Raw genomic sequence first — 22,167 nt, 5'->3', positions numbered from 1 at the left:
GGGACAACTTGGTCATGCTTGAAGTGAAAGATTTCGGCAAGCGGTTCACGAGCCATCATCTGAACGCCACGAGGAAAGCAGTGGATGGCATCAGCTTCAGCTTGGAGCAGGGCGGATTTATCGGCATCGTCGGCAAGAGCGGAAGCGGCAAGTCGACCATCCTGAAAAGCGTTTACCGCACTTATCTGCCCGATGAGGGGGAGATCTGGTTCGACTCGGAGCGGTTCGGCAAAATCGATCTGCTGAAGGCGGAAGAGCGACAGATCATCTGGCTGAGAAAGCATGAGATCGGCTACGTCTCACAGTTCCTGAACGTCATGCCGCGCACGACGGCGAGGGAACTCGTCGAGCAGGCGCTCCTCGGCATGGGTCAAACGCCCGGGGAGGCAAAACTCGAGGCCGAGCGGTCGCTTCGCAATTTCGATCTGGATGAGCGGCTGTGGGATACGTTTCCGAACACGTTCTCCGGCGGGGAAAAACTCCGGCTGAACATCGCCATCGCGACGGTGAAGAAGCCGCGCCTTCTGCTGCTGGATGAGCCGACCGCAAGCCTGGATTATCAATCCAAGCTGAAGGTCCGGGAAGTCATCGAGAAGCTGAAGGCGGACGGCACGACGCTCGTCGGCATCTTCCACGACCTGGAGTTCATGGAAGGACTGTGCGACTGCGTGTATGACATGAACGAAAAAGCCCTTCGCGGAATGCCGGAGGTGCAGCGATGAAAGCAGATCTTCATGTCCACAGCCGGTACTCGGATGGGGCCGATACAATCCGGGAGGTTCTGGAGCAGGCTGTTGCTGCAGGCATCACCCACATCAGCTTTGTCGACCACGACACGACTGCCGGCCTGGAAGAGGCGCTCGCCTTGGGTCGTGAATATGGAGTGACCGTCATCCCGGGAATTGAAATCTCTGCCTATGACTTCAGACGGAACCGCAAAGTCCATGTGCTCGGATACGATTACCGCTCCGATGCGCGGCACATCCATGCCCTTTGCCGGCCGCTTTTGGAACGGCGCCACCGGCACACGCTTGCACAGGCCGGGAAAATCCGTGAAACCGGCCTCCGGCTTGACGAGGAGCAGGTGCTCGCCATGGTTCCGGAAGGCGGCATCGTCTACAAGCAGCACCTCATGGACCTGCTGACGGCACAGCCTTTTGAATCCGCAGACTACCAGCAGCTTTACCGCTCCCTGTTCAAGGACGGAGGGCCGGCCTCGGGTGATATCCGGTACATCGACGTGTTCGATGCCGTTCGTGCCATCAAGGAAGACGGCGGCTTCGCGGTCATTGCGCATCCCGGTCAGCTGGATTCCTACGAGCTCATTCCGGAACTTGCAGAAATCGGCCTGGACGGCATCGAACGCCACCATCCGGACCATACGGCGGAAGACCATGAACGTGTCGACGGGCTGGTTGCTGAATACGGCTTGTTCACAACGGGTGGGTCTGACTATCACGGCCGGTACGGCACCCCTGTAAACATGGGGGAATTCACCAGTCCGGACAACGCGCTGTTAATGTCTTGTAAATATTCTTAAAACCGTCTAAAGAAGCGGCCCAACCCATAGCCGCGCAGCCCGCTTCCGTGCTTCAATGAAGCTGAACCACGCAGGATCTGCAGAATGAAAAAGCCAAAACATCTGGAAAAGGGGATCGAATGATGAAAAAACGACGATTCGGACTGCTGCTTGCGGCCGCAGCCACTGCCGCACTGATGGGAGCTTGTTCAGAAGGAGACGCGGAAAGCACCGGCAAGGGAGACGACGTGGTCGACATCGTCTGGTATCCGAACGAATCCGGGAATGACCTGAAGAGTGCGCGTGACGCGATCGGGGACGCGGTCGGCGAAGCCACCGGCAAAGAAGTCAAGCACCACTTGACGACGGACTACGCCATCGCCATCGAAACGATCGTCAACAACAACGCAGAGCTCGCTTTCATGGGCGCACAGGGCTATATCGAGGCCAAGGAAGGCAACGACGCCATCGAACCGCTGGCCGTCCCGACCGGCCCATCCGGTACGCTGGATGACGCCAAGTATCATTCCTGGATTGCAGTCGAAAAGGAAAATGCGGACGAATACAAGAACGGCGACAATTATACGATCGACCCGATCGAGGGAAAGTCATTCTCCTTCGTCTCGAACAGCTCGACTTCGGGCTTTGTCGTCCCTTCTTCCTCAATCCTGAATCACTTCTCCGACAAGGGGCTGAGTGAGGAAGACCTGATGGAGGGCGGCCCGTTCTTTGAACAGGTCCAGTTCGGCGGCTCCCACCAAGGCTCGGCAGTGAACCTGCTTAAAGGAACCGTTGAAGCGGCCGCATTCTGCGATACGTGCGTGGATAACTATGTGGAAGTGGCCGAAGGAGAGGCCAACATGCCGGGCTCCGTCTACCGGGTGAAGGATGGAGCGGCAGAGCCGTTCCACACCGTGCCCGGAGAAGAGTTTGTGCTCGTCAGCGTGACGCCTGTCCTGAACGCGCCGTTTGTCGCCAACACGGAAGTGCTGAGCGAAGAGGACTTCAATAAGATTCGCGATGTCTTCACTTCGGAGGAAATCGCCGACAATGAAGAAATCTTTGTGCCGGAAGACTCGGAAGCATCCGGCCTCTTCAAGAAGACGGAGGGGGAGCGCTTCGTGGAAGTGGAAGACAGCTGGTTCGATCCGATCCGCGAGCTTTCCAACTGAGTTGATTGGTTCCCGGCCCGCCGGAACGGCGTGTTGCCGGCCGGCCACTCCGCCAAGGCCATCTTATCAAGAAAAGGAGTTTTTTCAGTGCCATTACTGGAAGTGAACGGTCTGACGAAGTCCTACCAGACGGGCAATCCGATCCTGAAGGATATTTCGTTTTCAATTGAAGCAGGGGAGTTTATCGCAGTGATCGGCCCATCGGGAGCGGGTAAATCGACGATGCTGCGCTGCCTGAACCGGCTGGTCGACATCGGGGATGGCCAGGTGTTCTTTGACGGCAAGGATGTCGGCGCGCAGAACAAGAAAGGTCTGCGCGATGTCCGCAAAAACATCGGCATGGTGTTTCAGCACTACAATCTCGTTCCGAGACTGACAGTCATCGAAAACGTCCTGCACGGGCGTTTCGGGTACAAGTCGACCCTTCAGGGGGTCCTCGGGCGTTTTACGGAAGCGGAAAAGCGCAAGGCGTTCGATCTGCTCGAAAAACTTGGGATTGCCGAGCATGCCTACAAGCGGTGCGACCAGTTGAGCGGCGGCCAGCAGCAGCGAGTCGGCATTTGCCGGGCGCTGATCCAGGATCCGAAAATCATCCTCTGCGACGAGCCGATCGCCTCACTCGACCCGAACTCATCCAAGGTCATCATGGATCACCTGAAAACGATCTCCATCGAGTTCGGCATCACGTGCATCGTCAACCTCCACCAGGTGTATGTGGCGAAGGACTATGCCAACCGGATCATCGGGCTGAGGAAAGGCGAAGTCGTCTTTGATGGCCCGAGCCCTCTGCTCTCGCAACGCTTCACCGATGAAATCTACGGCATGAAGACTGCCGTGGAGATGCGCGAACTGATCACTGTCTGAGGAGCCTTCCGCAAATGAATGAAACCGTGCTGAAAAAACGAAAATTCCAGATGACGATGCTGTTCCTTGGAGTCATCGTCCTCACCTATCTGTCCGCATGGGTCACCGACTACGGCTTTGTCAGCAGCCTCGAGGCTGTGCCGGGGGCAATGGCGTGGATGGCCTCCAACATGCTCGTGAACGGGGAGGCGCTCGGCAAGCTGCCGGACATCATGGAGAAACTGCTCGAGACCGTCTTCATGTCGATTGCCGCCACGACGATTGCCGCCGCACTGTCGCTGTTCCTTGCGATCATGGGCTCGAAGACGACAATGGTGTACCGGGCGTTCGGCGCCGTGGCCCGCTTTGTCGCCTCTTTGTCGCGTAATATCCCGGTCGTGGCCTGGTCGCTCATTCTTCTCCTCTCTTTCGGCCAAAACTCGGTGACCGGGTTCCTCGCCCTGTTCGTCGGTACGGTCGGTTTTCTGACCCGCGCCTTTATCGAGACAATCGATGAAGCGGCGCTCGGGTCGGTCGAGGCGCTCCGGGCGACAGGCGCCACGTACTGGCAGATTGTCAGCAAGGCCGTCGTTCCGCAGGGGCTCCCTCAGATGGTCAGCTGGGTGCTGTTCATGATCGAGACGAACATCCGCAGCGCCACGCTCGTGGGCATCCTGACCGGCACTGGAATCGGCTATATGTTCGACATGTACTACAAGACGATGAACTACGAAGTGGTCGCGCTGATCACGATCACGATCGTGCTGGCGGTCATTCTGATCGAACTCCTCTCGACGAGAATCCGGAAGGTGATCCTGTAAATGCAGCAGATAACCCAACAACCGTCCGTCATCCGGCATACCCGGGCAGGCAAGATCAACATCCGCTCCGGCAACCGGGTCAGCCTGGTCCTCCGAGCGACGCTCTGGACGCTTGGCGCACTGACGGTTCTCGCCTTCTTCTTTTTTGACTACACCGGTTTCCGGCCGCTTCAGGCGATTCCGGAAACCCTCTATAACCTTCAAGCCATGTTCTTGGAGCCAAAGCTCAGCCACTTCGGCTGGGGTGAGGCGGCCATGCAGGTCGCCATCACGCTCGGGCTCGGCGCGCTCGCCACGGTGTTTGGCGCAGTCTTCGCCTTTTTCCTGGCATTGGGTGCAGCAGAGAATCTCAGCGTCCCGTGGCTGTCCAAGTCGGTCCGCGTCGTTGTCGCATTTGTCCGCGCGGTGCCGACAGTCCTCTGGGTCCTGATCTTCGCCATTGCGGCGGGGCTCGGCAGCGAAGCGGCCGTCCTTGGGATGCTGTTCCACTCTGTCGCTTATCTTGTGAAGGCGTTCTCGGAAGCGTTTGAGGAGGTCGATCCGAAGATCCTGGAGGCGCTCCGTTCGACGGGTGCCGGCTGGTGGCAAACCGTCGTCCACGGCGTGCTGCCGTCCACGTTCACCTATCTCCTGTCCTGGACCTTCCTCCGTTTTGAGATCAACTTCTCGGTGGCCGTCGCGATGGGCGCGGCCGCCGGAGCCGGCGGCATCGGATTCGAGCTCTTCATGGCTTCCGGATTCTACTTCGACCTGCGTGAAGTCGGCGTGATCACGTATATGATCCTGGTTGTCGCCATCGTGCTCGAGGTGTTCTCGACACGCCTCAAGAGCCGTGTCTATTCGGCGGACTGATGAGGCGCCCTCCCTTCTCTTTATGGAGAGGGGATTTTTCCTTGGACTCCGTTATATTCCGACAGCCTTCGATTCATTTCCCGGGAAATATGTCGAGGGGTCCCGATAAAGACTGCGGTATAATGGGGTCACCAACAACAAAAGGAGTGCACGAACAATGGAAACGATCCGCTGGTCACAGCTTCAGCAAGGGGACTGGAACCTCATCATCGCCGCAACGGACAAAGGGCTCTGCTGGATCGGCTCGGAAGGGCGCGGCTTCGATGAGCTCGAGGAGTGGGCAGGCGCGCGCCGTCCCGGAGCTGAACTGGTCCGCGACGACGTGGCACTTGACCCGTACAGGATTCAGCTTGGGGAATATTTTGATGGCGGACGGACCGAGTTTGACGTACCCGCAGATCTTGGCGGCACTCCGTTCCAGCAGAAAGTCTGGCGGGCACTCCGGGAAATTCCGTGCGGTGAGACCGTGACATACTCTGATATCGCGGAGCGCATCGGGCGCCCGACCGCCGTCCGTGCCGTCGCCGCCGCCATCGGAGCCAACCCCGTGCTCATGCTCGTCCCATGCCACCGTGTGATCGGCAAAAACGGCAAGCTGACCGGATTCCGCGGCGGTTTGGAGATGAAAGAGCGGCTGCTTGCGCTGGAAACGGGGAAGTGACAGTCCGGATGTGAAAACGGCGTGAACCCGTGGAGATTCCGGTTGCCCGATTGCCGCGGTCCGTGGTATTCTGATTGCCCGCTCCCTTTTTGCTGTTCAGGAAGAAACAGGGGAATAAAACGATTCCAATTTCATCCTTTTCCCAATTATGGGGAAGGGGTTTTCTTTTGTCTCGGAATGGAAGAATAAATCTCATATCTTCAATTAAATTCCTGAATTTCTTCTTGCTTATGCCTTTTGGCGACAGTATGATAAAAAAATGTGATGGCCGGGCGCCGTTGCAACATTAAAAAAAGGAGAGTGGCTGGAATGGGTAAGTACACACGCGATGATATCTGGAAGTTTGTTGAGGAAGACAATGTAAATTTCATCCGTCTCCAATTCACCGACGTGCTCGGCACGATCAAAAATGTGGAGATCCCGGTCAGCCAGCTCGACAAGGCGCTCGACAACAAGATGATGTTCGACGGCTCTTCAATCGAAGGCTTTGTACGGATCGAGGAGTCCGATATGTACCTGATCCCGGACCTCGACACGTGGATGGTGTTTCCGTGGACGACCGGCAAGGGCAAGGTCGCGCGCCTGATCTGTGACATTTCCAAGGCGGACGGCACGCCGTTCGAGGGGGATCCGCGCAACAACCTGAAGCGCGTCCTGAAAGAGATGGAAGAGATGGGCTTTACCCACTTCAACCTCGGGCCGGAGCCGGAGTTTTTCCTGTTCAAGCTTGACCAGAACATGCAGCCGACGCTTGAGCTGAACGACAATGGCGGCTACTTCGACCTTGCACCGACCGATCTCGGCGAAAACTGCCGCCGGGACATCGTGCTCGAGCTTGAGGAAATGGGCTTCGAAATCGAGGCGTCCCACCACGAAGTGGCACCGGGCCAGCATGAAATCGACTTCAAGTATGCGGACGCACTTGCCGCATGTGACAATATCCAGACATTCAAGCTTGTTGTGAAAACAATCGCGCGCAAGCATGGCCTGCACGCCACCTTCATGCCGAAGCCGCTGTTCGGCGTGGCGGGCTCCGGCATGCACTGCAACATCTCGCTGTTCAAGGGCGAGGAGAACGCGTTCTTCGACGAGTCTGGCCAGATGAAACTGAGCGAGACCGCCTACAAGTTCATGGCGGGCGTCCTTGAACACGTCCGCAGCTTCACTGCGGTCACGAATCCGACCGTGAACTCGTACAAACGGCTCGTGCCGGGCTACGAGGCTCCTAGCTACGTGGCGTGGAGCGCCCAAAACCGCAGCCCGCTCGTCCGGATTCCGGCATCGCGCGGCCTGTCCACCCGGATCGAGGTGCGTTCCGTCGATCCGTCCGCGAACCCGTACCTGGCGCTAGCCGTCATTTTGAAGGCCGGCCTCGACGGCATCAAGCGGAACCTTGACGTTCCTGCGCCGGTCAACCGCAATCTGTATGAGATGACGCCCGAGGAACTGGAAGAAGCCGGTATCGGCACGCTGCCGACCGACCTCGACCATGCGCTCAACGCCCTGCAGGCCGACGAGACGATCATCGCCGCGCTCGGCAGCCATATCTACAACAACTACATGGCCGCCAAGCGCATGGAGTGGGAACAGTACCGCATGACGGTCCACCCTTGGGAACGCGAACAGTACATGAAGATGTACTGATACGCTACAATTAACCGCAGGAGGGATCGACATGAACGAAATATCGACGAAAGACTTGGAGGCGCGCCTCGAGGCAGGCGAGCAGCCGAACATGATCGACGTCCGCGAGCACGAGGAAGTTGCGGCCGGCATGATTCCCGGCGCGGTCCACATCCCGCTCATGGAACTGCCCGAGCGGCTTGGAGAACTGGATGAGGACAAGGAATACATCATCATTTGCCGCTCCGGCAACCGCAGTACGATGGCGTGCAACTTCCTCGGCGGCAACGGCTACAACGTAACGAATATGACCGGCGGAATGCTGGAATGGGAAGGCGAAGTCATCGCCTGACCGGATCGGATGACCGGCGCACCTTTTCATGGGTGCGCCGGTTTTCATATGGCCGGGCCGTCTTGGTGATCTTTCGCCGCCCCTTATTGATCTTTCACCCCAAATCCCCCGACCCGCCCGAAAAGAACCCGCACCGCCCGTCTCCGGTCCAAGCATAGCCGGTCCACCACCGGCGTATGATGATGAAAAAGGCGGTGACCGTTACGCATGGGGAAGTTGAAGAAGCGGGTAGTGGTTCTTGCATTTATCCTGATCGCGTCGGCGGCGTTCCTGGCATATGAAACGTTCGCGTCGGATCGCGACTTTTTCCTGCCGGAGCCGATGGGCGGGGTGAAAGTCGTGATTGATCCGGGACACGGCGGTCCGGACGGGGGCGCGTCTTCGGGAGAAATCATCGAGGGCGACATCAACCTGGCAATCGCGAAGGAGCTTGAGAAGCAGCTGAAGAAAAAGGGCGCGACCGTCATCATGACGCGGACGAAAAACGGCGACGCGCTCGCGGAGCGGGAGCCGGGAAAGGATTTCCCGTCAATCCGTGCGCGGAAGATGGCGGACCTGAAGCTCAGGGAACAGATTGCGCTTGATGAGGAGCCGGATATGTTCCTGAGCATCCACGGAAATGCGGTTCCGGAGGAAAAGTGGCGCGGGGCGCAGGTGTTTTACCATCAAGAAGGGCATCCGGGCAGCGAACTGCTCGCGAAGGCGGTGCAGGGTTCGATTGTCGAGAACGTAAAGAACACGGAGCGGGAGGCGCTTGCGGTCCGTCAGGTTTACTTGCTGAAGAAAGTGCCGACGCCGGCCGTCCTGATCGAAACCGGTTTCCTGAGCAACCCGGAAGAGCGTGGTCTGCTGACCGACCCGGGCTACCAGAAGAAGATGGCGTCCGCCATCGCGGACGGCGTATCGGATTATCTGTCGCAGGACGTCCAGTGAGCGGTCTGCTCGATTCGGCCTTTCCCTATGGTATAATGTAGGCAGAAATGACCGGATTGGGAGTGGCTGAAATTGATCAATGAACAACAAGTCCGGGAACTGGTCGGCGCGCTTGAGGACCCGTTCCTTCACCGTACACTGGACGAGACCGGCGGCATCGTCGAAGTCTCGATCAAAGAAGAAAAAGAGCACGTGAGCGTCAAGCTCGCGATTGCAAAGATCCAGAACGCCGAGCAGATGCAGCTTCAGATGAAAGTTGTCGACACGCTGAAGAAAGCAGGCGTGAAGACGGTCGGCATCCGTTTCGAAGAACTGCCGGCTGATAAGCTCGAGCAATTCCGCGGCACGGCGGACGTTGCAGAGGCGCAAGATATCCTGTCGCCGCTGAACAAGGTCCAAATCATCTCCGTCGCATCGGGCAAAGGCGGCGTCGGCAAGTCGACCGTTTCCGTCAACCTCGCCGTCGCACTCGCGCGCATGGGCAAGAAAGTCGGCCTCGTCGATGCCGATATCTATGGCTTCAGCGTCCCGAACATGATGGGCATCGAGCAGAACCCGGTCGTCCGCGGCAACTCGATTATCCCGGTCGAGCGTTTTGGCGTAAAGGTCATCTCGATGGACTTCTTCGTCGACCAGAACGCGCCGGTCGTCTGGCGCGGTCCGATGCTCGGCAAGGTGCTTGACCAGTTCTTCCGCGATGTGGAGTGGGGCGACCTAGACTTCCTCCTCCTCGACCTGCCTCCGGGCACGGGTGACGTCGCGCTCGACGTCCACCAGATGCTGCCGACTTCGAAGGAACTCATCGTCACGACGCCTCACCCGACGGCCGCGTTTGTTGCGGCTCGCGCGGGGGCGATGGCAATCAAGACCGAACACGAAATCCTCGGCGTCATCGAGAATATGTCGTGGTTCGAGTCCAAGTCGGGCGAGAAGGAATACATCTTCGGCAAGGGCGGCGGTCCGAAACTGGCCGAAGAACTCCGCACCGAACTGCTCGGCCAGATCCCGCTCGGCCAGCCGGACTGGGACGAAAACGACTTTGCTCCGTCCGTTTACGGCGAAGATCACCCGACGGGCAAGCTCTACGGCGAGATCGCCTCAGAAATCGTGGCAAAGCTCAGCAAGGACAGCGAGCCAGCACAAAACGAAGGCCCGGTCAGCCCGTTTGATCCTAGGAATAACTGATTGATCCAAGCCGCTGCATCCTCCGGGTGCGGCGGCTTTCCCATTCTGGGGGGATGCTCCGCCTTCGTCACTTTCGAGGCGAATCGTCACTTTCGGGAGCCTATTCGTCACTTTCAGGGGGTGAATCGTCACTTTCAGGACGTGATTCATCACTTTCGTTGCCACGGCTCTATCCTGAGGAGAGGAGCGGAGACGCCCGCCGTCGAATGGTTCGTCATGCGAGAAAGGGTGATCGACATGGAGATCCGGCCAATGGGAGAACGGGAAGCGAGGGAGATCACGGGTTGGGCGTATCCGCCTCCGTATGATTTCTACAATATGAACTGGGAAGGGGAAGAAGAGATCCAGGGGTATGAGGCTGTTTTCGATGACGGCAGCCTCATCGGTTTTTTCTGTACTGGAGCGGAAGCTCGCGTGCCGGCGGGCTAAGGGGCAGGCGCTTATCCGGAAGGAGACGGAATCATCGATATTGGTCTCGGGATGAAGCCGGAGCGAACGGGCCGCGGGGAAGGGATGGCATTTTTCACCCTCATCCTCGGCCAGTTGAGAGCGGACCGGTCACCCGCCTTCCGGCTCACTGTGGCTGACTTTAACGAACGTGCCATCCGGCTGTACCGGAAAGCCGGGTTTCGGGAGACCGCCTCCTTTACGCGGAATGATACGCGATTTCTTGTCATGGTGAAGAAAGAAATATAAATGGGGTTCCGGCAGCCCGGAACCCCGTTTTATTTGATCTCCAGTACCTGCCGGATCTGCCTGAAATGATGCTCATCGTGTTCAATCATTCCCCTGAAGTATTGACCGAGTGTCATCCGCGACTTCCCAATCCGGAACTCCCGGCCCCAGTCTTCGGCCGGCAAATCGCGGAGTGCGCTGATCAGTTGCCGGCGGACCGAGACGAATTCATCAATCGTGTCATCCCGGCTGCGACTGCCGCTTTCCCGCGCGGAGCGTGCATTCAGCGCATCAGCATCCGGTCCCTCCGGCAACGGATCATCCCCCAAGAAATACGGAAGCCGCAGCTCCAGGATAAATCGGTCCCACGGGGCAAAATGGCCGGCGACTTCCGCGACCGTCCACTTGCCGGGACCGAGCGGACGCCGCCACTCTTCTTCGGTCAGCATGCCGAGCGCCTGCATGAAACGGATGGATTCCTCGTTGTGCCACACGATTTCTGTTGCCTGCACGGTGCTTCCCCCCTTTGTCTCAATTATAAAGAAAACATTGAAAAAGGACGATTCCGATTTTCTCCGGAACGCCCTTTTCTTCGGTGTCAGGAGCCTCCGCCCCCGCCGCCCTCTTCTTCTTTTTTGCCGCCGCCCTCTTCACTCTTCCCGCCGCTTCCACTATCTCCGCCGCCTTCTTTCTTGCCAGCTTCCTCGATGAGCTTCTTCCATTTCGAGGCGAGAAGCGGGGAATTGATCGTCTCCTCGGCGACTTTCTTCATCTCTTCCCGCATGTCGGAAGACTTCATGACCTCACCGAGCGTCTTTTGCATCTCCGCCTGTCCGAACAGAGATTCCATGTCCTTGAGGAATTCCGGATCCTTCATGAGTTCCTTCATGACGTCCTTTTGTTGCTCCTGCATCGATTTGGCGATCGTTTCCTTGAACTTCGGGTCCTCGAATTGCTTTTTCCAGAACTCTTTCCCTTTGTCCGACAGCATCGTTTCCTCGATCGAGGTCTTTACTTCCTCCTGTTCGAGGGCGACCATATCCTTGAACTCCGGATCGGAGAGAAGGTCGCGGATCGCTTTTTTGCCGTCTTCGGTCTGAAGGGCATCGGTCACCATTTTTTTCGTCTCTTCATAGTTCGGAGCGGCCGGCCCGCCTCCGCATCCCGAAAGAAGGAGAAGAGCGAGTCCGGCCGGGAGGAACCGCTTCACGCGCATCAAATCCTTTCCCGCCATCGTTTCAATTATTGTTCACATTTCGGGGCAGGCTATGCATGCGTGAAATAGATTTTTTGGCTTATCGTTGGTACACTGAAGAATGGAAATGAAAAACGGAGGCTTAATCTGACGTGACAATACGTAACTGGTTTAAATTTTTCCTCAACGCACTCCTGATCGGGGGCGGAATCACCGGCCTCGTCGGTCTGATTGTGCGCTGGAACGATACGTTTTCTCCATTTATCCAGTCCGGGGAATATGGCGAATTCATCGCGGCTTTCCTCTGGATGGTCTTTCTCGGTTTCACGATGAGCGTCGTAGCACAGATGGGCTTTTTCGCCTATCTGACCGTCCACCAGTTCGGCGTGAACATTTTCCGCTCGCTGACCCTCTGGAATTGGGTTCAAATGCTCATCATCGCGGTCGTTTTGTTCGACCTCGTGTTTTTCCGCTTTGACATTACGCAAGGTGATGGAAGCAGGACCGCGCTTTACATGATGCTGCTTTTCTTCCTCATCGTCGTGCCTGCTCTGACCGCATGGCTGAAAGTGAAGATGACCGGCAAAAAACACGTCCTCATCTCGTCGCTTTTCTTTATGATCGTCATCACGACGCTGGAATGGCTTCCGGCGCTGATGGTCCGGAGCGGCAACATCGACCAGTGGGTCACCATCCTGTTGTTCCCGCTTCTGGCCGTTAATATGTACCAGCTGCTCATGCTGCCGAAATACAATGCCAAATCGGAAGAAGACATCAAAAAGCGGCAGGAGCGCCGCGAAGCCCGCAATCGGGCGGAAGGCACATCCGGCAATCCGAAACAAAAGAAAAAACGGACCGCCCAGTGATGGGGGACCGCGCTTGCACCCGGCCAACGCCGGGTGTTTTCTTGTTTACGGGAATTTCCTTTCTTTCGTCTCAACGCCGAACAGCACGTCTTCGATTGCCAGGAATTCATTGGCGGACAGAAGTTCGGAGACTTTTTTCAGATCTATCCGTTCTTCCTGGTGATGCTGGACGGACAAAATCAGCCCTTCCCGTTTTTTCGGCAGCTTGCCGCCGTCCCACCGCATCGTTGACCCAAGCGCATTCACCTCGGCCTCAAAAAGTTGTTTTTGGAGGGTTTTCGGAAACTCCTCGTCGGTTGTCCGGAAATAAAGCGGCTTGCGTCCGAAGTGTTCCACATACACGGCAATTTGCTCATCCAGCAGCTTCGGCTCATTTTCGTACCGTTCACCTTCGGTTCCGAGGAGGGCTACCGGGATGTTCCGCTCGATCATCAGCTCGACCAGCCCGGGAGACCGTTCCAGCCAGTCCGGATCGGCAAAAATGAGCGGATACGGCGCCTTTAGTTCCCCGAGCCACGCCTTCACCTCCGAATCGCCGAACGACAGGTCGACCGTCACCGCGGCACCGTGGCTGCCCTGCACGATGACATCCGGCTCCTGGGTGATATTGAAAACAGGAATGAGCGTCCCGCCGCCCGACGACCGGACAAGGACAAATGCGGTGAACAGGAAAAACAGCGTAAAAAGCAGCAACTTCTTCAATCGGGGGCGCCCCTTTCCATGTAACTCGCTCTTATCAGCTTATGCAGGGCAGGGGACGGGCATGAGCAAGATGGAAATGGGTATAGAAACCGGGAAATCCGGACAGACTGAAACAGGTTCCGTTAATCAATAAAATAGGGTTGAAACGTACCGGAGTCCTGTGTATAATGATATCTGTCGGTACGATATTTCAATATTCCGCAGTAGCTCAGTGGTAGAGCAATCGGCTGTTAACCGATCGGTCGTAGGTTCGAGTCCTACCTGCGGAGCCATTTTTATTTTATCCAATACATATGCTTCCATAGCTCAGTAGGCAGAGTGCTTCCATGGTAAGGAAGAGGTCGCCGGTTCGAGCCCGGCTGGAAGCTTACGCAAAAACGCTTGTCCCATAAGGGATTGAGCGTTTTTTGTTAATTGAGAAATAGATGACTTGTTGACACCTCAAAGGATTCTTAATTTGGACCGTCGAATTATGAAAGGAAAGTGATTTGTTCTTTTAAACAGAAAAGCAAATTCGATAATCAGATGCGGTAATTTTCATCTCGAATAAGAAATAGAACGCCATTCACACACTGTCTACCTGATGAAGAACGATGGTATCTCTCATTGGCTGCGCCTCACAAAGCATAGAGCAGTAAATACTGTCCACGGCCCATCCTTAAGAGGAGGGGGAATCCCGTCCTTTTTAACAAAGAGGTGTGAAGTATTGAGAAGAGGAGACGTTGTATTCGTCCAAGGCAAGGGGATCATCTCTCAAATCATTCATTATTTTGATAAAGGCAAGTTTAGTCATTGCGCAGTAGTAGCGTCACACGACATGGTTATTGAAGCAGATTACAATACAAGGGTCGCCCTAAGGAGATTTCAGGTAGATAAATACAACATCATTGAAGTGATCGATTTAGGTCTAACATGGGAACAGAGATCATCGGTATACAAATCAGCTATGGGTCACATCGGCAAGAGATATGACTACGTGCAATTGCTGTGGTATATGATCAGGAAGGTATTTAGAGTCAAAGGTCACAACAGACTGAATAATCCCAAGCACATGATCTGCTCAGAACTTGTTTTTTTAGTACTCGATGAGATCGGAGTACTTGACGACCTGGATATTAGAGATCGCTTTTTCCGAGGAATAGATCTTACCCCAAATGAATTGTATGACTTGGTTAGCTATGTGGCAAAAAGCAATCCCTTAAAAATCCCGACACGCAAGAATTTGAAGGGGATTAGGTGAGACGCTCCTTTCAAGGGGCGTTTTTTGGCAGCTGTACCAAAGAAGATTGCTTGGATATTGAGACGAAAAAAGCTCTGATAATCAGGCAGTTGTAAGTTGCATAAAAAGTAAATCCTATAGAGACATGGAAAGGAAGAGGTCGCCGGTTCGTTCACGGGCGGTAACTGACGTTGAAACGCTTAGCGATAGAGATAAAAAACGCTGCCCAGTCGGCAGCGTTTTGCTTATCGCTTCGTTTTGTTCAACACTTTAGTGTAAGCAACTACTTTGTATTCAAGCACCGTTTTGTTGACTTGCTTTCCCTGTTCCCCAAAATAGAAAGTTAATAGTTCTTTCGCTTCCTGGACATCGTCAAAAATAAATTCTGTATGAATCACTTCATACTCGAAACCACGCTCACTCCAAGGATCAACGGAACTGGTAATGTCATTCGGGGAGTATGAACAAAACTCATCATCCCCGTAATTATCAATGATGATGATCCGGCCGCCGTCTTTCACAACCCGTTCAACTTCACTGATACCTTTATCGATATCCTTAATCCCATCAAAGAAGAATGCCCAAGTCGAATACATCGCATCAAAGGTATTGGTATGGAAAGGGATAGATTGTGCCACGCCATTAGACCAGATTAGGTTCTTACTGCAATCAATCATTTTTTCGTCCGGTTCCATTGGGATGACAAGTCTTCCTTCACGGATTAGCTTTTCAGCCGTGAATCCGTTGCCTGCTCCCACATCTAAGACCAAACCATCCGGGAGCCGTTCATCCAGATACTTAATGACTTTCCCTTTTCTGTCCATGCATCTTCTTTCGATTTCAAATAGCTCAGGTTTGATTCCACCATAAAACGGGATGATCTTTGATGAAGTGTCGTTTTTCATGATTAGCCTCCTAAATATAAAATATGTTTAGAAGACCAGATAGCGTAGTCTATACAATTGTGTTCACTCCAATCATTAAATCCATGATAGCACGCCATTAGTATTTTTCGATTATTCAAACGGAGTTAAAATTCTATATGCCTGTTGGAAGTACTAAAATGCTTATCCCATTGAGGAATGAAATTTCTTCCTTGATTTTACCAATCACTGCCCTAATTGAAGAAAGTAGTCCCTTACGTCTTTTGGCAATTCATCTACCGCAAGAACTTCTAGCTTATTTGTACCAGGGGTAGTCATGATCACAAAAGTTTTTTCGTCATATTCAAAAAGAGAAAATTGCCCTATCGATTTTGGGGATTGATCCAAGTTCGAAATAAACGCAAAGTCTTCTTCTCGGAAATTCCCTTCGTATCCCTCTAGCATTAATTTTGTTGCCTCTTCGAAATCGTCTGCAAATGCGATGGCTTGGTAGAGTTCCAGCGAATTTTTAGGCGTATGGAAAGTCTCGTAATAGGTTGGCGCTCCTAGAATCAAAAAAACCAGGACCAAGAATAGCAGCCAACTTTTTAGCCATGTCTTCAGTGTCTTCGCCCCGGAATTCTCCACGCATGATTCCCCCTCTTATTTCACATCATCTCTACAGCAAATTCACGACAAGCAAGATGGTCACCAGGCTAATCCCCAAACCGATAACAATCGCTCTGGTTATTTTTTTGTTGTCGTTGGGTGCGGGGCGTAGAATCAATACAATCATGCAAAGCAGGATGGATAAGAAAGCAAAAGTTTTTGGTGTCATATGGTTAATTTTAGTTGATCTTCAACCTGCTGTCTATAATGCGTAATGCTCTCAAAGCCGGCGCTTACCGCTTTCCAGATTAGGGAATGAGAAAGGTGGAAACGCTTATTTCATACAGACAGCATGAGACAGGAGCAGTGATGAGATGGAGAATAATCTTACAAAAATAGATGAAATCAAAGATGAGTTGAATGCGAGGTTCCAGGAGCGCGAAGCGGAGATCGAGGCGATCCTTGTCGCGGCGCTGGCGCGGCAGCATATCCTCATGATCGGTCCTGCCGGTACGGCGAAATCCGCGCTGGTCATGGAACTTTCCAAGATGATCCGGGGCACGAAGTACTTCCAGTGGTTGCTGACGAGGTTCAGTACGCCGGAGGAGCTGTTCGGTCCGTTGTCGCTGAAGGACCTGGAGCAGGGCGTCTACAAGCGGAATACAAAAAATAAGATGCCGGAGGCGCATGTGGCGTTTCTGGATGAGATTTTCAAAGCGAACAGTGCGATCCTGAACAGCCTGCTGACCCTGCTGAACGAGCGGGTCTTTTACAATGACGGCGCTCCGGTTCAGGTGCCGCTCATGTCGGTGATCGGGGCGTCCAACGAATTTCCGGAGGACGGGGAGGGGCTTGAAGCCTTGTTCGACCGTTTCCTCCTCCGATTTGAAGTGGATTATATCGCCGATGAGGCGAATTTCATTGCGATGATGAAGGACTCGGGGCAACATCAGCAGATGCCGACGATGACACTGGAGGAACTGATCGACCTTCAGCACATGACAGATCAGGTAGCCATTCAGGACGACGTCTATACGGCGCTGCTGAAAATCCGGAACGAGCTGCGGGATGAAGGGATCCGCCCGTCCGACCGCCGCTTCAAGCAGTCGCTGTCCCTACTTCAGGCGAGGGCGCTGATCAACAAGCGCCAGACCGTATTGCCGGAAGACCTGATCCTCCTCGAACATTCCCTTTGGGAGACGACTGATCAGAAAGAAGCCGTCTGCGTCATCGTGCGCAGACATGCGCAGGATGCCCTGATCAAAACGCTTGATGCGATGAAAAATGAGGCCAAGGACATCTTTGGACGAGTCAGGAAGGACCCATCAGCGGAGTATGGAATGGAAGCCTCCCAGAAGCTGAAAAAGCTGGAGACGGACCTGGAAGGATTGAAGGCACGCCATCAAGGCCGAAATGAGGAAATCAATACAGTCCTCCTTAAAGTGAAATCGATGCAGCAGGAGCTCGCCGTGAACTCGATGTATGAAGGCGACAATGGCCAGGATACGTCCGGAATCTACTACAGAATGTGAGGCGATGCCGGATGAGTAAGCTGGACCTTGAAGAAAATAGCTCTGTCCTGAACACAGACGCCTTCGACAAGCGGCGGTTCAAGGAAATCATGGAGATGTCGAAGGGACTCCAAGAACTCAGGGAAGAAGCGGTCATGCCGACTTTCGAACCGCTGCTCGGAGACATTTGGGCTTCCCTGTACAAGATGAAGCCGGCACTCACGGAAGAGGAAGTGACCGGATCACTTGAGGCCAACAAACAGATCATGCAGGCGATCATGGCGGATCCGTCCTTTGAATCGTTCCGCCACTTCACCCGGTTAAATGATTGGGCCTCTGCAATCAGCACGGTGAAAACCGGCGAGAAAACCCACCAATGGCTCGTCCGGCAGACCGAAAAAGACCGGGGCCTGCGGAATCAGCTCCGGAATGTCCGGGAACAGTACAACCGGCAGCAAGACAAGCCAGATCCGGAAGCCCTAACGGAAAGCCTGGAAGAATTCAATGAGAAGCTCAAGCAGACGATCGAATTCAATCTTGAAAGCTTCCGGCAATCAATGGACCAGGCGCGGGACGAAGCCCAGCAGGCCGGAGAATGGCTGAAGTCACTCCTCGGCGGGAGCCGCGCGGGAAGCGGCGATGCGGAACTGAGAAAAGTCCCGCTCCGCGACAAGATCTACCTGGCGGAGAAAATCTCAACCGACCGCAGGCTGAAGGAGATTGCGGACTGGGCGGGACGGTTCAAGCAGGCGGCGCGGAAAAAGCAAAAGGCGAAAAAGACCGAGTCGGTGGCCAGGCAGGGCGTTACGACGGGAATTGACGTCGAGAACCTGCTGCCGGTCGAGCTCAGCCTGTATACACATCCGCTGACCAAAATGGATTTTCTCAGGCGATTCTCGGAAAGGCAGACGATGCAATTTGAACTCAAAGGCCCCGAACATCTCAATAAGGGCCCAATCGTCATTTGCCTGGACCAGTCGGACAGCATGAGGGAACTGGACACCCAGTCAAAGGGGTTCGTCCTTGCACTGATGTCTATCGCGAAAAGACAGAAGCGGGACTTATGCCTGATATTATTTTCATCGCAAGTCAGGCAATTTGAATTCAGCAAGGGCGACATCGGAGCGTCCCAAATCGTCAGGCTTGCCGAGGCCTTTCTCGGAGGCGGGACAAAGTTCGAACTCGCCCTTGAAGAAGCCCTGCAGGCGATCGGCGAAAGCCGATTTAAAGAGGCGGACCTCGTGTTTGTCACGGACGGTGAAGATGAAGTCACGGATGAATTTCTGGAGCGGTTCAACCAATTAAAACGCGAGAAGGCCTTTCAGGTGCTGTCCCTGCTGATCGGCACGGAGCCGGAATCAGTCGAAAGGTTCACCGACAGGATGGTACAAGTCAGTGATTTCAACGAAGAAGGCAGCTTTACTGCCTTTGAAGTATAAGCTGAACGAGTCTGCTCAGGTATGCCGTCCCCTCCTTTTGTAAATGCTGAAAAGGAACAACACAGAGGAGGAGACAGCATGCTGAAGCTTCAGACACAACTTGAAGGGCGAGAGGCATCTTACGGAATTGTGAGCGACTGCATTCGGGACCTTGGTTATCATATGGGCGGAAACTGGGACTATGACCACGGCTGCTTTGACCATATCCTTTGCCAGGAAGGCGGCGAAACCATCTATGTCCGGCTTCCCTTCGTCGTCGTGGACGGCCAGCTGGACCACCCGTTTGCCACCATCCGATTCGGCACGCCATACGTGATCAAGCATGTGGTGCATCTCGGACTGGAACATGACGGAAGTTCCCTGATGGATGCAACTGGTTTTAGCCAGTTCCAGAGTCCCGTGGACAAAGACGGGAACATCACGGATAAAAACAGGTGGATTCATGCGGGAGAAATGGCTGTCGAAGATCTCATGGACTGCATGCATTCGCAGGGATTGCTGAAAACAAGCTGAATACGAAAACGCCCGTCCCGAGTGGACAGGCGTTTTTTCGTGTTGGGACTGCGCCGGTGGTGTGCTTTCATTCTTCAATGTAAACACTGGCGCTCACGCAACCTAGGCTGAAGGAGGAGGGATATATTCCTTTGAGTTCACCATTTTGTTGTAGTCATCGATCATCTCCTGTAAGTCATTACGGTCAATCAGTTTAACGCGATTGGAGCGCGCAGAGATCTTTGCTTTCTTAGTGAAAAAGCGATTTGTGAGGACCACTTTCTTTTGAACCTTCCAATGGCCTGCCCCCCCACAAACTTCATTTACTGCTGCAACACCCACAGTTCGCCCCTCTCCATAACACTTTGCTTGGATTCCTGTTCTAATCCCGTCTTTTGCGACAATCAAGTCGATCCCAAAATCCGTATGAGGAGTCATTTCAACCCTATACCCTAAAGTTTGGTAAAGTTCCGAGAGGAAGACTTCAAATTCTATTCCTGTCATCTGATCAATATCCTCAAGGGAGCCATGACCGATCCTGATTCTCTTCTCAAATCTAAAGAGCGGCATAACCCTAAAGATGCCCCATACCATCGAAATCACCAATAAAAACAGAAGAGTTTCGATTATGAGTGTTGAGAACACGCTGATTAACTCTATTGCAAGAACAGGTAAAAAAACTGCAAATAGGTATCCGGGAGGTATATTGAATGTAAAAGTATTCGGGCTTTGTCTTTTTCTTTTACCTTTCTTTTTACCCATATCTAGACTCCTTTCCTTCCGTTGGGAATAGGGTGTCCAAAATGGATTGATAACTGCACAAGTAAAGTTCTGGAAAATGATCGCATGTGTTATAGGGGATTGATTGCCATCAAAAAAGACTCCGGTGCATTTCCGGAGTCACCTTATTATTGCAGGTTCAAATTAATTTAATTTTCCCGTCAAAATTACTCCACCAAAACTCCACCAAGCACCTGCTTGCCGTGCTGGTTGACGCAGCGGAATGTTGCGTGGATCGAGGTTTTCCGTTTGTCCTTCTTTTCCAGCTGTTCGATGGTGACGTCACAAACAATCGGATCTCCGGTGAATACGGGCCGGAAGAATTCGAAGTTCATCGTACGGGCTAACACATTATTGTCGCCGCCGACTTTTGTAGGCAGTGTCGCCGTCAGGCCGGACATGGTGGTTGCCTTCATCCTTCGAAACTTTCGTGAACAGCTCCACGTCTTCCTTCGTGAATGGCCGCTCGAAGCGGATGATATCTCCCGTTTTGATCCTCAATGCCGTTTCCCCAATTTCCCTCATGCATGATGCCCCCTACAGTTTGCTGGCGGTATTTTATAAGGTATTGCACAGTCCAGGCCGGTCCATTGCCAAGTGCTACATGTTTGCGAGACAATGTTGATAGACTATTCAAACAAAAAGTGAGGCAGGGGATATGAAAGTCATGGAATTGGACACGCCGGCACTGCTGATAGACCAAGAAATTCTTCTCGAAAATATCCGCTCGACGCAAGCATACGCAGATGCAAACGGGGTGAACTGCGGCCCCATACGAAGACGCATAAGATGCCATATGTGGCCAAGCTGCAAGAGAAAGCCGGCGCGACAGGCATCACAGTCGCCAAGACCGGCGAAGCGGAAGTGATGGCAGCGCGCGGACTGAATGACATTTTTATTGCCAATCAGGTCGTCGGCAAGACGAAGCTCGAGCGGGTCCGGAAACAGGCTGAGTCCATTGATGTCTCATTTGGGGTGGACAGCCCTGTCCAGATCAAACAGATCGAAGAGGTATTCCGGGGGGCGCAGAAGCCGGCGCAGGTGCTGGTGGAGATTGAAGTCGGCGAGAAGCGGTCGGGGGTCATCGAGGAAAGTGATTTCCGGACAATTTTGGAAGCGAACCGCACCACTGATCGCGTCCATTTCCGTGGGGTCTTTTCCCATGACGGGCATACGTACAAGGCGGAAAGCGCGGAACAGTACCGGGAACTGTTCGAGGAAGCGTCGGCCCGGACGCTGCGGTTCGCGAAGATTGCGCGGGAAGAGGGGATGGAGCCGGAAACCGTGAGCATCGGCTCGACTCCGCCGTTCCTGCTTGGTTTCGACATCCCTGAAGGCATCACGGAAATCCGTCCCGGTACGTATGTGTTCATGGACGCGTCGCAGTCGGGCGTGCTCGGTGACTATAGCCGCTACGCTGCCACGATCCTGACGACCGTCATCAGCAAGCCGACCCGCGAGCGCGCGTGATTCACCGACGTCGGGGCGAAGGGCATCACCGCCCAGACGGGGACCGCCGGCATCACTGCCACCAAGGGGCTCGGGAAAATCAAGGGGTTCGACGATGTGTATATCGATGGCGTCTTCGATGAGCATGCGATCGTTTATAACGAAAACTTCAGCCGCCAGGTCACAAACGGCGACAAAGTCCAAGTCATCCCGAACCATATCTGTCCGGTCTGTAACCTGCACGAACGCGCCTGGCTTGTCTCCGGGGACGGAGTTCTGAAGGACATTCCGGTTGAGGCAAGAGGAAAATTGACCTGACCCGACAAAGGACCTAAATTTCCGACTATTGGATCATTTAAAGAAAATCGAGTTGACCGATAAGGATACATGATGTAAGATATCAATC

At 54.0% G+C, this 22,167-nt stretch carries 24 protein-coding genes, 2 tRNA genes and 2 pseudogenes; 21 read left to right on the top strand and 7 right to left on the bottom strand.

Going from position 1 to position 22,167, the window contains the following annotated elements; all coding sequences use genetic code 11:
* The first annotated feature begins 8 nt into the window (after positions 1-8).
* From KHA84_RS01100 to KHA84_RS15330, 13 genes are all read left to right on the top strand, one after another.
* Positions 9-722 carry a phosphonate C-P lyase system protein PhnL gene (locus KHA84_RS01100; RefSeq protein ID WP_213421436.1) on the top strand — a complete coding sequence of 238 codons (714 nt, stop codon included), beginning with the start codon at positions 9-11 and terminating at the stop codon, positions 720-722.
* Positions 719-1,540 (top strand): PHP domain-containing protein, encoded by an 822-nt coding sequence (locus KHA84_RS01095; RefSeq protein WP_213421434.1) that lies wholly within the window; start codon positions 719-721, stop codon positions 1,538-1,540. Before KHA84_RS01100 ends, KHA84_RS01095 begins: the two co-directional genes overlap by 4 nt.
* Before the next feature lie 122 nt (positions 1,541-1,662).
* Positions 1,663-2,691, top strand: a complete 1,029-nt coding sequence (locus tag KHA84_RS01090) for a PhnD/SsuA/transferrin family substrate-binding protein (protein ID WP_213421432.1) — start codon at positions 1,663-1,665, stop codon at positions 2,689-2,691.
* Between the two features lie 87 nt (positions 2,692-2,778).
* Positions 2,779-3,555, top strand: a complete 777-nt coding sequence (phnC, locus tag KHA84_RS01085; protein ID WP_213421430.1) for a phosphonate ABC transporter ATP-binding protein — start codon at positions 2,779-2,781, stop codon at positions 3,553-3,555.
* Between the two features lie 14 nt (positions 3,556-3,569).
* Positions 3,570-4,355, top strand: coding sequence for a phosphate/phosphonate ABC transporter permease (locus tag KHA84_RS01080; RefSeq protein WP_213421428.1), 786 nt, complete (start codon positions 3,570-3,572; stop codon positions 4,353-4,355).
* Positions 4,356-5,207 carry an ABC transporter permease subunit gene (locus KHA84_RS01075; RefSeq protein WP_213421426.1) on the top strand — a complete coding sequence of 284 codons (852 nt, stop codon included), beginning with the start codon at positions 4,356-4,358 and terminating at the stop codon, positions 5,205-5,207. It abuts the gene before it with no gap.
* A gap of 157 nt (positions 5,208-5,364) precedes the next feature.
* Entirely contained in the window at positions 5,365-5,868 is a 504-nt protein-coding gene (locus tag KHA84_RS01070; protein WP_213421424.1) for a methylated-DNA--[protein]-cysteine S-methyltransferase, read from the top strand.
* 309 nt (positions 5,869-6,177) lie between these two features.
* Positions 6,178-7,512 carry a type I glutamate--ammonia ligase gene (gene glnA, locus KHA84_RS01065; RefSeq protein ID WP_213421422.1) on the top strand — a complete coding sequence of 445 codons (1,335 nt, stop codon included), beginning with the start codon at positions 6,178-6,180 and terminating at the stop codon, positions 7,510-7,512.
* Between the two features lie 31 nt (positions 7,513-7,543).
* A complete protein-coding gene (locus KHA84_RS01060; protein ID WP_213421420.1) occupies positions 7,544-7,843 on the top strand; it encodes a rhodanese-like domain-containing protein in 300 nt (99 codons plus the stop codon).
* 207 nt (positions 7,844-8,050) lie between these two features.
* Complete coding sequence (locus KHA84_RS01055; protein WP_213421418.1) at positions 8,051-8,776, top strand: N-acetylmuramoyl-L-alanine amidase; 726 nt, start codon at positions 8,051-8,053, stop codon at positions 8,774-8,776.
* Between the two features lie 72 nt (positions 8,777-8,848).
* Entirely contained in the window at positions 8,849-9,961 is a 1,113-nt protein-coding gene (locus KHA84_RS01050; RefSeq protein ID WP_213421416.1) for an Mrp/NBP35 family ATP-binding protein, read from the top strand.
* 216 nt (positions 9,962-10,177) lie between these two features.
* Positions 10,178-10,390 (top strand): hypothetical protein, encoded by a 213-nt coding sequence (locus KHA84_RS15335; protein ID WP_236823042.1) that lies wholly within the window; start codon positions 10,178-10,180, stop codon positions 10,388-10,390.
* An 84-nt stretch (positions 10,391-10,474) separates the two neighbouring features.
* The gene (locus KHA84_RS15330; RefSeq protein ID WP_336511066.1) at positions 10,475-10,657 is read left to right on the top strand and encodes an N-acetyltransferase; all 183 of its coding nucleotides are present in this window, start codon (positions 10,475-10,477) and stop codon (positions 10,655-10,657) included.
* A 29-nt stretch (positions 10,658-10,686) separates the two neighbouring features.
* Here the strand turns inward: KHA84_RS15330 and KHA84_RS01040 are convergent, their stop codons facing one another.
* Entirely contained in the window at positions 10,687-11,148 is a 462-nt protein-coding gene (locus KHA84_RS01040) for a DinB family protein (protein WP_213421414.1), read from the bottom strand.
* A gap of 86 nt (positions 11,149-11,234) precedes the next feature.
* Positions 11,235-11,852, bottom strand: a complete 618-nt coding sequence (gerD, locus tag KHA84_RS01035) for a spore germination lipoprotein GerD (protein WP_213421412.1) — start codon at positions 11,850-11,852, stop codon at positions 11,235-11,237.
* 131 nt (positions 11,853-11,983) lie between these two features.
* On the opposite strand from gerD, the gene KHA84_RS01030 reads away from it, so the two are divergent.
* Positions 11,984-12,697 carry a KinB-signaling pathway activation protein gene (locus KHA84_RS01030; protein ID WP_213421410.1) on the top strand — a complete coding sequence of 238 codons (714 nt, stop codon included), beginning with the start codon at positions 11,984-11,986 and terminating at the stop codon, positions 12,695-12,697.
* 45 nt (positions 12,698-12,742) lie between these two features.
* On the opposite strand, the gene KHA84_RS01025 is transcribed toward KHA84_RS01030, so the two are convergent.
* Positions 12,743-13,399 carry a hypothetical protein gene (locus KHA84_RS01025; protein WP_213421408.1) on the bottom strand — a complete coding sequence of 219 codons (657 nt, stop codon included), beginning with the start codon at positions 13,397-13,399 and terminating at the stop codon, positions 12,743-12,745.
* Between the two features lie 197 nt (positions 13,400-13,596).
* On the opposite strand from KHA84_RS01025, the gene KHA84_RS01020 reads away from it, so the two are divergent.
* From KHA84_RS01020 to KHA84_RS01010, 3 genes are all read left to right on the top strand, one after another.
* A tRNA-Asn gene (locus KHA84_RS01020) sits at positions 13,597-13,671 on the top strand.
* A 23-nt stretch (positions 13,672-13,694) separates the two neighbouring features.
* A tRNA-Thr gene (locus KHA84_RS01015) sits at positions 13,695-13,767 on the top strand.
* Between the two features lie 338 nt (positions 13,768-14,105).
* Positions 14,106-14,639: a C40 family peptidase gene (locus KHA84_RS01010; RefSeq protein WP_213421406.1), complete on the top strand. Its 534-nt coding sequence runs from the start codon at positions 14,106-14,108 to the stop codon at positions 14,637-14,639.
* Positions 14,640-14,863: 224 nt separating this feature from the next.
* Here KHA84_RS01010 and KHA84_RS01005 read toward each other — a convergent pair whose 3' ends face one another.
* Together KHA84_RS01005 and KHA84_RS01000 are read right to left on the bottom strand one after the other, a co-directional pair.
* A complete protein-coding gene (locus KHA84_RS01005) occupies positions 14,864-15,523 on the bottom strand; it encodes a class I SAM-dependent methyltransferase (RefSeq protein WP_213421404.1) in 660 nt (219 codons plus the stop codon).
* 204 nt (positions 15,524-15,727) lie between these two features.
* Positions 15,728-16,129, bottom strand: coding sequence for a hypothetical protein (locus tag KHA84_RS01000; protein WP_336511065.1), 402 nt, complete (start codon positions 16,127-16,129; stop codon positions 15,728-15,730).
* A gap of 335 nt (positions 16,130-16,464) precedes the next feature.
* Here KHA84_RS01000 and KHA84_RS00995 point away from each other — a divergent pair, with 335 nt between their 5' ends.
* From KHA84_RS00995 to KHA84_RS00985, 3 genes are all read left to right on the top strand, one after another.
* Positions 16,465-17,622, top strand: a complete 1,158-nt coding sequence (locus KHA84_RS00995; protein ID WP_213421403.1) for an AAA family ATPase — start codon at positions 16,465-16,467, stop codon at positions 17,620-17,622.
* Positions 17,623-17,633: 11 nt separating this feature from the next.
* On the top strand, positions 17,634-19,040 hold the full coding sequence (locus tag KHA84_RS00990) for a vWA domain-containing protein (protein ID WP_213421402.1): 1,407 nt from the start codon (positions 17,634-17,636) through the stop codon (positions 19,038-19,040).
* 78 nt (positions 19,041-19,118) lie between these two features.
* The gene (locus tag KHA84_RS00985; protein ID WP_213421401.1) at positions 19,119-19,553 is read left to right on the top strand and encodes a YugN family protein; all 435 of its coding nucleotides are present in this window, start codon (positions 19,119-19,121) and stop codon (positions 19,551-19,553) included.
* A 102-nt stretch (positions 19,554-19,655) separates the two neighbouring features.
* Here the strand turns inward: KHA84_RS00985 and KHA84_RS00980 are convergent, their stop codons facing one another.
* Both KHA84_RS00980 and KHA84_RS00975 read right to left on the bottom strand, forming a co-directional pair.
* Positions 19,656-20,294, bottom strand: coding sequence for a restriction endonuclease (locus tag KHA84_RS00980; RefSeq protein WP_213421400.1), 639 nt, complete (start codon positions 20,292-20,294; stop codon positions 19,656-19,658).
* 162 nt (positions 20,295-20,456) lie between these two features.
* Positions 20,457-20,813 (bottom strand): annotated as a pseudogene (locus KHA84_RS00975) (hotdog family protein).
* Between the two features lie 157 nt (positions 20,814-20,970).
* On the opposite strand from KHA84_RS00975, the pseudogene KHA84_RS00970 reads away from it, so the two are divergent.
* A pseudogene (locus tag KHA84_RS00970) lies at positions 20,971-22,079 on the top strand (alanine racemase).
* The last annotated feature ends 88 nt before the right edge of the window (positions 22,080-22,167 follow it).

The sequence above is a fragment of the Bhargavaea massiliensis genome (assembly GCF_018390575.1).
GTDB classification, from domain to species: domain Bacteria; phylum Bacillota; class Bacilli; order Bacillales_A; family Planococcaceae; genus Bhargavaea; species Bhargavaea massiliensis.
The sequence above is the reverse complement of the archived record's forward strand: the minus strand, read 5'-3'. Positions and strand labels throughout refer to the sequence as shown.

What these genes read in the sequence shown, in the direction of transcription:
- KHA84_RS00995 (WP_213421403.1), top strand. Translation starts at nt 16,465, where the DNA reads ATGGAGAATAATCTTACAAAAATAGATGAAATCAAAGATGAGTTGAAT.
- KHA84_RS15335 (WP_236823042.1), top strand. Translation starts at nt 10,178, where the DNA reads ATGCGAGAAAGGGTGATCGACATGGAGATCCGGCCAATGGGAGAACGG.
- KHA84_RS15330 (WP_336511066.1), top strand. Translation starts at nt 10,475, where the DNA reads ATGGCATTTTTCACCCTCATCCTCGGCCAGTTGAGAGCGGACCGGTCA.
- KHA84_RS01060 (WP_213421420.1), top strand. Translation starts at nt 7,544, where the DNA reads ATGAACGAAATATCGACGAAAGACTTGGAGGCGCGCCTCGAGGCAGGC.
- KHA84_RS01055 (WP_213421418.1), top strand. Translation starts at nt 8,051, where the DNA reads ATGGGGAAGTTGAAGAAGCGGGTAGTGGTTCTTGCATTTATCCTGATC.
- gerD (WP_213421412.1), bottom strand. Translation starts at nt 11,852, where the DNA reads ATGCGCGTGAAGCGGTTCCTCCCGGCCGGACTCGCTCTTCTCCTTCTT.
- glnA (WP_213421422.1), top strand. Translation starts at nt 6,178, where the DNA reads ATGGGTAAGTACACACGCGATGATATCTGGAAGTTTGTTGAGGAAGAC.
- KHA84_RS01090 (WP_213421432.1), top strand. Translation starts at nt 1,663, where the DNA reads ATGAAAAAACGACGATTCGGACTGCTGCTTGCGGCCGCAGCCACTGCC.
- KHA84_RS01080 (WP_213421428.1), top strand. Translation starts at nt 3,570, where the DNA reads ATGAATGAAACCGTGCTGAAAAAACGAAAATTCCAGATGACGATGCTG.
- KHA84_RS01075 (WP_213421426.1), top strand. Translation starts at nt 4,356, where the DNA reads ATGCAGCAGATAACCCAACAACCGTCCGTCATCCGGCATACCCGGGCA.
- KHA84_RS01095 (WP_213421434.1), top strand. Translation starts at nt 719, where the DNA reads ATGAAAGCAGATCTTCATGTCCACAGCCGGTACTCGGATGGGGCCGAT.
- KHA84_RS00990 (WP_213421402.1), top strand. Translation starts at nt 17,634, where the DNA reads ATGAGTAAGCTGGACCTTGAAGAAAATAGCTCTGTCCTGAACACAGAC.
- KHA84_RS01005 (WP_213421404.1), bottom strand. Translation starts at nt 15,523, where the DNA reads ATGAAAAACGACACTTCATCAAAGATCATCCCGTTTTATGGTGGAATC.
- KHA84_RS01070 (WP_213421424.1), top strand. Translation starts at nt 5,365, where the DNA reads ATGGAAACGATCCGCTGGTCACAGCTTCAGCAAGGGGACTGGAACCTC.
- KHA84_RS00980 (WP_213421400.1), bottom strand. Translation starts at nt 20,294, where the DNA reads ATGGGTAAAAAGAAAGGTAAAAGAAAAAGACAAAGCCCGAATACTTTT.
- KHA84_RS00985 (WP_213421401.1), top strand. Translation starts at nt 19,119, where the DNA reads ATGCTGAAGCTTCAGACACAACTTGAAGGGCGAGAGGCATCTTACGGA.